General features: G+C 70.2%; 10 protein-coding genes. 6 read left to right on the top strand and 4 right to left on the bottom strand.

Annotated features, from left to right (window positions below; all coding sequences use genetic code 11):
• Nucleotides 1–90: 90 nt before the first annotated feature.
• Nucleotides 91–1116 (top strand): metallophosphoesterase family protein, encoded by a 1026-nt coding sequence (locus tag ACFWIW_RS16925; protein WP_378369295.1) that lies wholly within the window; start codon nt 91–93, stop codon nt 1114–1116.
• A 355-nt stretch (nt 1117–1471) separates the two neighbouring features.
• On the opposite strand, the gene ACFWIW_RS16920 is transcribed toward ACFWIW_RS16925, so the two are convergent.
• The 3 genes from ACFWIW_RS16920 to ACFWIW_RS16910 form a co-directional block, all read right to left on the bottom strand.
• Entirely contained in the window at nt 1472–2557 is a 1086-nt protein-coding gene (locus tag ACFWIW_RS16920) for an iron-siderophore ABC transporter substrate-binding protein (RefSeq protein WP_240598811.1), read from the bottom strand.
• A gap of 113 nt (nt 2558–2670) precedes the next feature.
• A complete protein-coding gene (locus ACFWIW_RS16915; RefSeq protein WP_378369294.1) occupies nt 2671–4428 on the bottom strand; it encodes an ABC transporter ATP-binding protein in 1758 nt (585 codons plus the stop codon).
• Nucleotides 4425–6110: an ABC transporter ATP-binding protein gene (locus tag ACFWIW_RS16910; protein WP_378369293.1), complete on the bottom strand. Its 1686-nt coding sequence runs from the start codon at nt 6108–6110 to the stop codon at nt 4425–4427. The genes ACFWIW_RS16915 and ACFWIW_RS16910 overlap by 4 nt, the downstream gene beginning before the upstream one ends.
• Before the next feature lie 105 nt (nt 6111–6215).
• On the opposite strand from ACFWIW_RS16910, the gene ACFWIW_RS16905 reads away from it, so the two are divergent.
• Nucleotides 6216–7259 carry a FecCD family ABC transporter permease gene (locus ACFWIW_RS16905; RefSeq protein ID WP_378369292.1) on the top strand — a complete coding sequence of 348 codons (1044 nt, stop codon included), beginning with the start codon at nt 6216–6218 and terminating at the stop codon, nt 7257–7259.
• Between the two features lie 23 nt (nt 7260–7282).
• Nucleotides 7283–8320, top strand: a complete 1038-nt coding sequence (locus tag ACFWIW_RS16900; protein ID WP_378369291.1) for a FecCD family ABC transporter permease — start codon at nt 7283–7285, stop codon at nt 8318–8320.
• Here the strand turns inward: ACFWIW_RS16900 and ACFWIW_RS16895 are convergent.
• Nucleotides 8301–9152: a DMT family transporter gene (locus tag ACFWIW_RS16895; RefSeq protein ID WP_378369290.1), complete on the bottom strand. Its 852-nt coding sequence runs from the start codon at nt 9150–9152 to the stop codon at nt 8301–8303. The genes ACFWIW_RS16900 and ACFWIW_RS16895 overlap by 20 nt on opposite strands.
• 41 nt (nt 9153–9193) lie before the next feature.
• On the opposite strand from ACFWIW_RS16895, the gene ACFWIW_RS16890 reads away from it, so the two are divergent.
• From ACFWIW_RS16890 to ACFWIW_RS16880, 3 genes are all read left to right on the top strand, one after another.
• Nucleotides 9194–9718 (top strand): DinB family protein, encoded by a 525-nt coding sequence (locus ACFWIW_RS16890; RefSeq protein ID WP_378369289.1) that lies wholly within the window; start codon nt 9194–9196, stop codon nt 9716–9718.
• A gap of 18 nt (nt 9719–9736) precedes the next feature.
• Nucleotides 9737–10447: an MBL fold metallo-hydrolase gene (locus tag ACFWIW_RS16885; protein WP_378369288.1), complete on the top strand. Its 711-nt coding sequence runs from the start codon at nt 9737–9739 to the stop codon at nt 10445–10447.
• Nucleotides 10448–10965: 518 nt separating this feature from the next.
• On the top strand, nt 10966–12069 hold the full coding sequence (locus ACFWIW_RS16880; RefSeq protein WP_378369287.1) for an LLM class flavin-dependent oxidoreductase: 1104 nt from the start codon (nt 10966–10968) through the stop codon (nt 12067–12069).
• The last annotated feature ends 2 nt before the right edge of the window (nt 12070–12071 follow it).

Genomic DNA, 12071 nt, shown 5'->3' with positions numbered 1-12071 from the left:
TTCCATGGTCCCTCAAGGAGGCCTTCACGGACTTGCGTTGTTCAGAAGCGCGACCGAATCCGGCCATAAAACATGAGTAGCGTTCGGGTTATGGATCGAAGAGCGTTCATGGTGGCCGCCGGCGGTGCGGCGGCGGGGGCGGCGATGCTGCCGGGACAGGCCGAGGCACAGGAGAAACGGGGCCCGCACCGGCCGGTCGTCCGGTTCAACGTCCTCAGTGACATCCAGGGCGATCTCACCGACTTCGGCAAGGCGCTCGACGACCTGCACGCGATCAACCCGGGCAGTGCGGGCCTCGGTATCGCGGGTGATCTCACGCCGCGCGGCTACGACTTCGAGTACGCCCAGCTCCGCTCGACGTTCGACAAGCACCCGCATCCGCGCGAAGTCGCGTGGGCCATCGGCAATCACGAGTTCTACGTCCCGAAGTGGAGGGATCCCGAGACTCTCGCCCAGGAGACTTGGCCCAACGGGACGACCGAGGACTCGCTGTTCCGCAGCTTCTACCGGTTCGCGGGCCGCAACACCGTCTACAGCGAGACGTCGTTCGGCGGGGTTCCGGTGCTCTGCCTCGGGACCGAGCGGTACGCGAAGTACCACGACCCCAAGCTGTGGGACGAGGTCTGGCTGAGCGATCGCCAGTTCACCTGGCTGGAGCAGCGGCTCCGGTACTGGTCGATCCGGCGCAGCCCGGTGATGGTGCTGACCCATCATCCGTTGCCCAACACGGTTTCCGGTACGCACAACAAGCTCTACCGGTCCGATTACCTGCAGGCCGACAGGCTGCTGTCGATCCTCGGCCGTCACCGGGACGTGTTCCTGTTCTCCGGGCACACGCACTGGGATCTCAACCTGTCGGACTGGGTGGTCCGCCGGGTGGTCCCGGGTACCGGCAACCTCGAAGGCTTCACCGTGGTCAACACCGCGGCCGTCCAGACCGGGTGGACGGACGACGGCAAGGGCGGGGAGGTGTCCCTCGGCGGCGCGTTCAACCAGGGACTGCAGGTCGAGGTCTCGCCCGGCTCGGTGGTGATCAAGGCCCGCGACTTCACCACGAAGACCTGGCTGAAGCAGATCACCGTTCCGCTGCACAACTCCTGGCCTCGTGAGTGGTGAGGACGGTTGGAGCCAAGGAAGTCGCGTGACTGGAGGGACGACACACGTGTTCGAGTGGACGACACGTGTGATCGCCCGGACGGCTCGCGGCGCCCGTGAAGCGTGTCGTCCGTCTGAACACGCGTGCCGTCCGCTCAGGCACGCGAAAGTACCGATCCGGCGCGCCGGATCGTGAGTGAAGACCGCGAATGTGAAGCAAGAGCGGTCAAGCGTGGAGTCGAGTGTCCCGATTCCGCCATCGTCGAGTCCCGGACCCGAGGTGGCCCAGCCGCCGGACGTTGCCACCAGCGCGTGAAGGCCCCCTTCCCTCGGCTCAGCGGAGGGAAGGGGGCCTTCACGCGCAAATCGTCGTGGCTCAGCTAGCCGGCTTGACCTCGGTCTTCGGGTCACCGTCGACCGCCGCGGCCAGCTGCGGGACGATCCGGTCGATCACGTACGGCAGGCTCAGCACGGTCACGAAGGAGACCGCGCTGCCGTAGTTGCCTTCGTTCTCGATGAAGACCTCGCGCTTCTCCTTCGCCACCTTGAGGCCGGTGTAGAGCGCGTCCTTGCCGAGGATCTCCTGCGCCTTGGCCGGGGTGTCGATGAGCCAGACGAGCGCGTCGCGGTCGAGCAGGTCGGTGCGTTCCGCGCTGAGGCTCTTGCCGAACTTGTCGCCGATGACGGCGTCGAGGTCGGCGGGGAGCTTGAAGCCGAGCGATTCGAGGATGTGCGAGCGGCCGTCCTGGCTGCCGTAGACGAAGTAGCCCTCGTAGGTCGACGCCATCAGCGCCGACTTGCCCGCGAACTCCGGGTGATCCTTGCGGGCCTGGGCGAACTTGTCCTCGACGGCCTTGACCAGTTCGTTCGCCTTGGTGGCGCGCCCGACGGCCTGGCCGACCTTCTTGGTCGCCTCGTTCCACGGGATGCCGTAGTCGTTGTACTCCTTGGGCTGCGCGACGACCGGGACACCGATCTGGCTCAGCTTGTCGTACTGCTCCTTGGTGAGCCCGGAGTACAGCGCGATGATCAGATCCGGCTTGAGCGCGGCGATCTTCTCGTACTGCGGCCCGTCGACGTCCTTGAGGACCTCGGGCAGCGCGGCGCCGCCGAGTTTGTCGGTCGCCCACGGGCCGATCGTGCCGGGGAACTTGCCGAGCCACTCGGTGACCCCCACCGGGACCACGCCGAGGGCGAGCAGCGCGTCCTGTTCGGTCAGGCCGACCGTGACGACGCGCTTGGGCTCCTGGGTGATGGTGGTGCTGCCGTACTTGTGCTCGATGGTGGTCGGGAACGCGTTCGCGTCGACCGCGGAGCCGGCGGAGTTCTGCGCGGCCGGGGTAGCCGACTCGCCGCCTCCTCCGCACGCGGTGAGCGAGGCGGCCAGTACCAGGGTGGACGCCAGCAGGCCGGCGGTCTTCAGGCGCCCGCGCACGGCGGAGAGGGTGGGGATTCGGGCCATCATCCGTCCTTCGTGATCGGCTGTCCGGCGTAATGCCGGATTAATCGAGAATCAGGTTTGGCTAACCTAAGACGCAGACGGGCCGATTGCAACCGGTGACGCTGCGTCCCGGGTCACGTCTGTGAACGGTTGTCGGACCACGCCGCCCAAAGCGTTGCGTATTGACCACCCGAGGCCACGAGTTCGTCGTGCGTCCCGCTTTCGACGATCACGCCCGCGTCGAGCACGACGACGCGGTCCGAGGCCGCCGCCTGCGTCAGCCGGTGCGCGACGACCAGACCGGTCCGCCCTTCCAAGGCGGCGGCCGCGGCTGCTTCGAGGGTCTTCGCGCCCGCGCTCCCGGCTTCCGCGGTGGCCTCGTCGAGGATCGCGATCGGCGGATCCGCGAGCACCAGCCTGGCCAGTGCCAGCTGCTGCGCCTGGGTGACGGTCAGCTGGTGCCCGCCCTCGCCGACGACGGTCGCGAGCCCCTCGCTCAGTGCCTCCGTCCAGCCGCGTGCGCCGACTTTTTCCAGCGCTGCCAACAGGTCCGTGTCGGAAGCGGCCGGACGGGCCAGGCGCAGGTCGTCCGCCAGCGAACCGGCGAAGACGTGCACCTCCTGGCTGATCAGCGCGACCGCCCGCCGCGTGGCGGACGGTCCGAGCTCGTCGAGCGGGACCCCGCCGACGGAGATCGTGCCCGAAGCCGGGGTGTGGATCCCGGCGATCAGCTTGGCGAGCGTCGTCTTCCCGGCCCCGCTCGCCCCGACCAGCGCGACCCGCTCACCGGGGGAGAGGGCGAGGTCGACGTCCCGCAGCACCGGGTGTCCATCCACATAGGAATGAGAGATCCCGGCGGCTTTCACCGACGCGTCAACCGGTTTCGCGGGCCGGCCGGGTTCGCGCGGTGCCGGCAGGTCGGCGACACCGATCAGCCGGGCGAGGCTCGCGGCGGCCGCTTGCGCGTCGTCCACCAATGCCAGCGCGGTGTTGATCGGGCCGAACAGGCTGTGGAAGTACAACGCAGCGGCCGTCGCCGCGCCGACGGTCACCGCGTCGGCGCCCACCAGCAGGAAACCGGCCGCGAGCACGGCCGAGAGACCGATGAACTCGGCGAGGTTGAGCCGGGCGAAGAACTTCGTCATCAGCCGGACGCCGCGCAGCATCAGGTCCATCGCGCCCTCGGACCGCTGCCGGACGCGCTCCACGTGGGCGTCGGCGAGCCGGAACGCGCGGACGGTCTTCGCGCCGCCGATCGTGTCGAGCAGTTGCTGCTGCTGCGAACCCGTCGCGATCCGCTGCTTCGCGTACAACGGCACGGCGTTGCGGACGTACCAGCGCACGGTGTGCAGCTGGATCGGCGCCGCCAGCAGCGCGGCGAGCAGGAACCGCCAGTCCAGGACGGCGAGCGCGCCGAGGGTCAGCACGATGGTGAGCACCGAGCGGCCGAGTTCGGGAAGGGCTTCGCGGACCGCCCTCGCGACCACCGTGACGTCGTTGGTGACGCGGGCGGTCAGGTCGCCGGAGCCCGCGCGTTCGATCTGCTCCAGCGGAAGTCCCAGCGCGCGGTCGACGAACCGTTCGCGCAGTTCCGCCAGCAGGGTTTCGCCGAGCTTCGCGGTGAGCGAGACACCCAGCGCCGTCGCGATCGCCTGCGCGACGGCGACCAGGACCAGGGCCACCACCGGTGTCGCCAGTTCGGTCGCGGGCCGTTTCTCGATGACCAGGTCGACGATGTGGCCGAGCAGGCGGGCGGTGAGCAGCCCGATCGCGGTGGCGCCGACGAGCATCGTGAGCGCGCCCGCGGCACGGGCCTTCGAGGTGCGGAGCAGCTCGCCGAGGACCGCCCGGATCCGCTTGCCGTCGGCGGTGGGAAGGAGTTCGCGGGTCATGACAGCACCGCCGCGCGGTAGTCGGCGCGATCGCGGACGAGTTCGGCGTGGCCGCCTTCGCCGGTGATGCGGCCGCCGTCGAGCACGACGACGCGGTCCGCCACGGCGAGCAGTGCGGGGCTCGTGGTCACCAGGATCGTGGTCCGTCCTCGTCGTAGCCGGGCGAGCCCGGTGGCGATCTTCGCCTCGGTCACCGTGTCGACCGCCGTCGTCGGGTCGTGGACGACGAGCACCGGCGCGTCCGCGGCGAGCGCGCGGGCGAGCGCGACCCGTTGCCGCTGACCGCCGGAGAGGGAACGTCCGCGTTCGGTGACCGCGGTCGCGGTGCCGTCCGGCAGCGCCGCCGCGACCTCGTCCGCCGCCGACGCGGCCAGCGCCTCGTCGGGCGAGCGGTCCCCGGCGCCGACGTTGTCCGCGAGCGTCCCTTCGAACAGGTCCGCGTCGTGCGCCGCGACCAGGACGACCTCCCGTACCCGTTCGGGGTCCACAGTGGACAGATCCACGCCGTCGACGTGGACCGCGCCCTCGGCGGGATCGCCCGCGCGGCCGAGGCAGTCGAGCAGATCGGTCGCGGCGGCCGGATCCGCGGCGACGACGCCGATCAGCTGTCCGGCCGGGATGTCGAGGTCGACGCCGCGGAGGCTGCCGTAGGAGACCTCGGTGAGCCGGACGTCTCCCGCGGCCGGCGACGGGAGCCCGGCGTCGCCGGGTTCCACCGCGGCCGGCGTGGTCAGCAGGTCGGCGACCCGGGACGCGGACGCGCGGCCCTGCGCCAGCTCGCCGTTGACCCACGAGAAGATCAGGAACGGGGTGAGCAGGAACTGGGCGAGCCCGACGGCCGCGACGAGATCGCCGACGCTGATCGACCCCGACGACGCGAGATGCCCGCCGACGAGCGCGACGATCGCGATGAAGACGCCGGTCAGCGCGAGCACCGCGCCGTCGTGCCAGGCCTTCGCCCGCGCGGCGCGCAACGTCGCCTTGAGCGAGTTCTGGCTCGTGTCGCGGTAGCGGGCGACGGCGGCCGGTTCGGCGCCGATGCCCTTGAGCACCCGCAACCCGGAGACCAGATCCGTGGCGACCCCCGAGGCGTGCGCGGACCGCTCCTGTTCCGCTTCGCTGCGGCGTTCCAGCGGCTTCCCGATGAGATGTGCGAGGTACAGCAGCGGTGGTGTGCCCAGCAGCACGAGGAGACCCAGCGGAAGCGAGATGCGCAGGAGGGCGACCGCGCTGACCAGGACCCCGGCCAGCGCCGCGATCCCGAACGGCAGCACCGCGTTCACCACCCCGACGCGTTGCGCGTCGCTGGTGCCGATGTTGACCAATTCGCCGGCCAGCTTGCCGTTCTCCGCGCCGCCGCCGGGATGCAGGACCCGGCGGCTGATCGCGATGCGGAGGTCGTGCGCGGCCCGCAGCGACGCGCCTTCGGCCGCGCGCGCGGCGAACCGGTAGCTGTAGGACAGTCCCGCGAAGACCACGGCGAGCACGGCGAGCCAGAGCACGAGCGTGCCCGCGGAACCGCCGTCGACCGCCTGGTCGATCACCACGCCGATGATCACCGGGACGAGTGCTTCACCGCCCTGGTGCCCGGCGGCGAGCACGGACGCGAGCGTGACCTGCCGTCGCTGCCCGGAAATCGCCTGGCGCAGGACGCTTCGGCTGGTGGTGGCCGCTGCGGTCACCGGCGCCTCCGATCGTGGTGGGGAAGGTAAGGCTAGTCTAAGTAGGTAGCTCGTTGAGGTGAACTCCGGCGTTCGGTTAGCCTCGCCTCACTCAAAGGAGGTCCCGTGGTCGTCACCGAACGCCCGCCCGAAGCGGCGTCCCCGCCCAGCGCGGCGGCACGGACGTTCCGCGCCGGCGGTCTGCTGGTGGGGCTCGCCCTGCTGGCGCTGGTGTTCCTGCTGAGCATCTGGGTGGGGTCGAAGAACATCCCGTTCACCTCCACCTGGTCGGTGCTGTGGCACAACGACGGCTCGACCGACGCGGTGATCATCCACGACCTCCGCATCCCGCGGACGCTGCTGGGCCTGGTCGTCGGAGCGGCGCTCGGGCTCGCGGGCGCGGTGATGCAGGCGCTCACCAGGAACCCGCTCGCCGACCCCGGCCTCCTCGGCGTCAACACCGGCGCCGCGGCCGCCGTCGTTTCGGGTATCGCGTTCGTCGGCGTCACCAGCGTGCTCGGCTACATCTGGTTCGCCTTCGCCGGCGCCGCGATCGCTTCGGTCGTCGTGTACGTCCTCGGCTCGGCGGGCCGCAGCGCCACGCCGGACCGGCTCGTGCTCGCCGGTTCGGCCGTGATGGCGGTGCTGCAGGCGTACATCGTCGGTGTGCTGCTGCTGATGCCGGAGACGTTCAACCAGTTCCGGTTCTGGAACGTCGGTTCGCTCAGCGGCCGCAAATGGGACGTGTTCCTGCAGATCTCGCCGTTCGTCGGGCTCGGCGTGATCATCGCGCTGCTGCTCGCCCGACCGCTCAACGTCCTCGCGCTCGGCGACCAGACCGGCAAGGCGCTCGGCGCCCACGTCGGCCGCACCCGGGTGCTGGGCGCCGTCGTGGTGATGCTGCTCTGCGGCGCGGGTACCGCGGCGATCGGACCGGTCCTGTTCCTCGGGCTCGCCGTGCCACACGCCGCGCGGATGCTGGTCGGCCCGGATCAGCGCTGGGTGCTGCCGTACTCGATGCTGCTCGCGCCGATCGCGCTGATCGGCGCCGACGTCGTCGGCCGCGTGCTGAACCCGCCGGAGGAACTGCAGGCGGGGATCGTCGTCGCGTTCCTCGGGGCGCCGGTATTCATCGCGCTCTGCCGCCGCCGGAAGCTGGCCCGCCTGTGACAGCGATCAAGGAGCACCCACGGATGAGCACCCGCGTCCTGCGCACCCCGGGCGGCGGCCTTTCCCTGCGCGTCACCCCGCGGGCGGCGATCGTCGTCACCCTGCTGGCCGTCGCCGTGTTCTTCGTCGGCGCGGTCAGCATGACCACGGGCGACTACCCGCTGTCCGTCGGCGAGGTCATCCAGACGCTGTTCGGTTTAGGCGACCGGAGCACCGAGTTCATCGTGACCACCCTGCGGCTGCCCCGGCTGCTGACCGCCCTGCTGGTCGGCGGCGCGCTCGCGGTCAGCGGCGCGATCCTGCAGAGCCTGTCCGGGAATCCCTTGGGCAGCCCCGACTTCATCGGCTTCACCGAAGGCGCGGCGGCGGGCGCGCTGCTGACGATCATCGTGGTGCACGGCGGCATGCTCCAGGTGTCGCTGGGCGCGCTGGTCGGCGGCGTCGTGACGGCGGCGTTGATCGCGTTGCTCGCGCTGAAAGGCGGCGTGCACACCTTCCGGCTGATCCTCGTCGGCATCGGCGTGAACGCGATGCTCATCGCGTTCAACTCCTATCTGATCACCAGGGCCGCCTGGCAGGACGGCCTCGCGGCACAGGCTTGGCTGGTCGGCGGGCTCAACGGACGCGGCTGGGAACACGTCGTCCCGGTCGCGATCGCCATCGCCGTCCTCCTGCCGCCCGCGTTCGTCTACGGCAGAAGGCTTTCGCTGCTGGAGATGGGCGACGATTCGGCCATGGGGCTGGGCGTGCCGGTCCAGCGGAGCCGGGTCGTGCTGCTCGGTGTGAGTGTCGGGCTGTGTTCGATCGCGACGGCGGCCGCCGGCCCGATCGCGTTCCTCGCCCTTGCCGCGCCTCAGCTGTCGAAGCGGCTCACCCGCTCTTCGGGACCAGGGCTGGCCGCCGCCGCGCTGATGGGCATGCTCCTGCTGGTGGCGAGCGATCTGGTCACCCAGCAGTTCCTGGCGGGCCTGCCCGTCGGGCTGGTGACCGGCGCGATCGGCGGGCTGTACCTGGCCTGGCTGCTGGTGTCCCGGCGCGGGGTCAGCCGAGCGGCGCGCTGACCGGCTCGATCGGCGCGGGCTCGCCGAAACGGGCCAGCGCGAGCGCGGCCGAAACCGCGAGCACGAACCCGATCGCCGCCACGGCCGCGAAACCCGGCCTCGTGGTGTCGCCCAGCACGAGCACGCCGATCAGGGACGGGAAGACGGTCTCGCCGATCACCATCATCGCGGTCGAGGTGGTGACACTGCCGCGTTGCAACGCGGTGGCGTAGAACAACATCGCCAGCGCGCCCGCCACAGCCAGCGTGTACGTGGCCGGGTCGGTCAGCAGATCCAGCGGGGCGAGACTGGTGAGCGCGCGGCCGGAAAGCGCGACGACACCGAAGCACAGGCCTGCGATCAGGCCCAGCGCCGGTGTCCGGATCCGCCGTGCCGCGCGGCCGGCGAGCATCCCGGCCGTCCCGAGGACGGCCACCGCGCCGATCAGTACGAGCCGGAAACCCAGTCCGGTCGGCTCCGAGCCCTCGCTCTCCGCCGACATCCCGAGCAACGCGAGCCCGGCGCAGACGACCGCGACCGCCGTCCACTCGCGACGGCCCAGCCGGACGCCGAGTGCCCGCGCGGCGACCGCGGTCACCGCGAGACTGCCCGCCAGCGCCGCCTGGACCACGAACAGCGGCAGCACCCGCAGGGCGGCGACCTGGGCGACGAACCCGATGACGTCCAGCGCCAGCCCCGCGACGAACTTCCACTGCCGCAGCACCCGCACGAGCAGCCGGGGATCGACTCGGTCTTCGGCGCCCGATGTCGCTTTCGCGGCGATCGCCTGCATCACCGAAGCGACACCGTAGGCACAGGCCGCGAAGAACGCGCAAAGCAATCCCCACCACATGGATCGTGAGCCTAGTCCTGCCAGCTGTGTAAGGTGACCGCATGTCGAACACGAGTTCGAGTTCCGCCGAGCCGGTGGAGCGGGCTTGGCCGGACGGGATCGCCGAGGACGAAGCCGGGATCCAGTGGGACTTCCTGCGCTTCCTCCGCGCCACCGCGGTCAACAAGGTCGCCGGGCTGACCAGGGAACAGGCGTCCGCGACACCGCTGCCGTCGTCCCCGCGGACGAGCGCGCTGGGGCTGCTCAAACATCTGACCGCGGTGGAGCGCTGGTGGCTCTCGATCGAGGCGGGCGGCGCCGATCTGCCTTCGCTGTGGGAAGGCTCACCGGATCCGAGCTGGGATCTGTCCGAGGATGACGACCCCCGCTCGGTCGTCGAGGCGTACCGCGCCGAATGGGTGTTGTCGGAGTCGTCGCTGGCCGATGTCTCGCCGGACGACCGGGCGCGCAGGTCGGGGAAGTTCACCGTGCGGTGGGTGCTCGCCCACGTGCTCCAGGAGACCGCGCGTCACGTCGGGCATCTGGACGTCTTGCGGGAGCTGGCCGACGGAACCACGGGGGAGTAGCGCCGTAAGGTAGGCGCCATGGTTGACAGGCTGTACTTCCGGCAGTTGCTCGCGGGCCGCGACTTCGCGGTGGGGGATCCGATCGCGACGCAGATGGTCAACTTCGCCTACCTGATCGGCGACCGGGAGACGAACGAGGCCGTGCTCGTCGACCCGGCGTACGCCGTCGGCGATCTGCTGGACCTGCTGGAGGCCGACGGTATGCGGCTCACCGGTGTCCTCGCCACGCATCACCATCCCGACCACGTCGGCGGCGAGATGATGGGGTTCTCGCTGCCGGGGATCGCGGAGCTGCTGGAGCGCGTGCAGGTGCCGATCCACGTCAACGGCGCCGAAGCCGAATGGGTCCGCCGCACCACCGGTGTCTCCGGCACCGACCTGCGTTCGCACGAACACGACGAGGTACTGCAGGTCGGCGCGGTGCCGATCCGGCTGCTGCACACGCCGGGCCACACCCCGGGCAGCCAGTGCTTCCTGGTCGACGGGAAGCTCGTCTCCGGGGACACGTTGTTCCTCGAAGGCTGTGGCCGCACCGATTTCCCGGGCGGTGACGCGGAAGCCATCTACCGGAGCCTGCAATGGCTGGCCGGGCTGGACGGGGATCCGGTCGTCTATCCGGGGCACCAGTACTCCGCCGAGCCGTCGGCGAACCTGTCACGGGTCAAGGACACGAACTTTGTGTTCCGGCCGAAGTCGCTGGAGGAATGGCGGCTGATGTTCGGCGGCTGACCGCATTCAGAGGATTTGTTGAGGGGTAAGGCAAGCGTGGCGCGTTGCGTGCCGAGGGCTCGCCTGCGGGACCTGACATGCCCGCACAACTGTCCATAAAGGACGGAAATCCACCATCCGTGTGGGAGGGGGTCGTGAGTGGTAATGATCGTTCTAACCCTCTTTGCCACTCACGACCCACGCGAGAACCGGACATCATGGCGTCAACCGGACGTGCGATCGGCGCACGCTGTCCCTTGTGGACACTGTGCGCCGGGTAAATCCGCAAGTCGGGTCCGGAACCTGCTGTCGTGGCGTGTTGCGAAAGCCACTTTCGCAACCTTCAACGTTGCGAAAGCCACTTTCGCAACCTGAGCGGAGCCGTGCGGGCGCCCGACGACCGGACTGACCACTGAGGCGCACCCAGGCACGGCACCTTCGACTTGCCCCTCGATAAAAGCGGGGAGGAGGTGTCCAGATCGCGGGACGCGGTGCCCGCCGATTGACCCGGCCCGCCCCGGAAGCCGAAGCTCGGAACCGTGACGCTCAAGCTGCATTGGTTCCTGCCCACCACCGGGGACGGCCGGACGATCGTCGAGCACTTCCACGCCAACCGCGCCGCCGGGGCGTCCGCCGGCCGCGAGCCGAGCCTCGACTATCTCGCGCAGGTCGCCCGCGCCGCCGAGGCCAACGGTTTCGAAGGTGTGCTGACGCCGACCGGCACCTGGTGCGAGGACGCCTGGCTGACGACGGCCGCGCTGATCCGCGAGACGAGAAGCCTCAAGTTCCTGGTCGCGTTCCGGCCGGGGACGATCTCGCCGACGCTGGCCGCGCAGATGGCAGGCACGTTCCAGCGGATCTCGCGGGGGCGCGTGCTGCTCAACGTCGTCACCGGCGGCGACGCGGTCGAACAGCGCCGCTTCGGCGACTGGCACGACCACGATCAGCGTTACGCCCGCACCGGCGAGTTCCTCGAGATCGTGCGCGGCGTGTGGAGCGGCAAGCCGTTCGATTTCGACGGCGAGCACCTCAAAGTCGAGGGCGCGACCACGCGCGCCGCGCCCGATCCGGTCCCGCCGATCTACTTCGGCGGGTCGTCCGCGGCGGCGCTGCCGGTCGCGGCGAGGCACGCCGACGTCTACCTGACCTGGGGCGAGCCGCCCGCGCAGGTCGCCGAGAAGATCGCCAAGGTCCGCGAACTCGCGGACGAGCAAGGCCGGAAGATCCGCTTCGGCATCAGGCTGCACACCCTTTCCCGTGATACGTCGGCGGAAGCCTGGGCGGAGGCGGGAAAGCTGCTGGACGCGATCGACCCGGAGCGGATCGCCCACACCCAGAAGCAGTTGTCCGCCAGCGAATCCGTGGGGCAGCGGCGAATGGCCGCCCTGCACGGCGGGAAGACCGACGGCGGAGTCCGCGGCCTGGAGGTGTACCCCAACCTGTGGGCCGGGATCGGGCTGGTCCGCGGCGGAGCGGGCACCGCGCTCGTCGGCAGCCACGGCGAGGTGGCCGATCTCATCGAGGAGTACCACGCGCACGGCATCGAGGAGTTCGTCCTGTCCGGATACCCGCATCTCGAAGAGGCGTACTGGTTCGGGGAAGGCGTGCGGCCGGAACTGGCCCGCCGCGGGCTCGTCGCGTAAAA

The sequence above is a fragment of the Amycolatopsis sp. NPDC058340 genome (genome assembly GCF_042723975.1).
In the GTDB taxonomy this organism is placed as follows: Bacteria; Actinomycetota; Actinomycetes; order Mycobacteriales; family Pseudonocardiaceae; genus Amycolatopsis.
The sequence above is the reverse complement of the archived record's forward strand: the minus strand, read 5'-3'. Positions and strand labels throughout refer to the sequence as shown.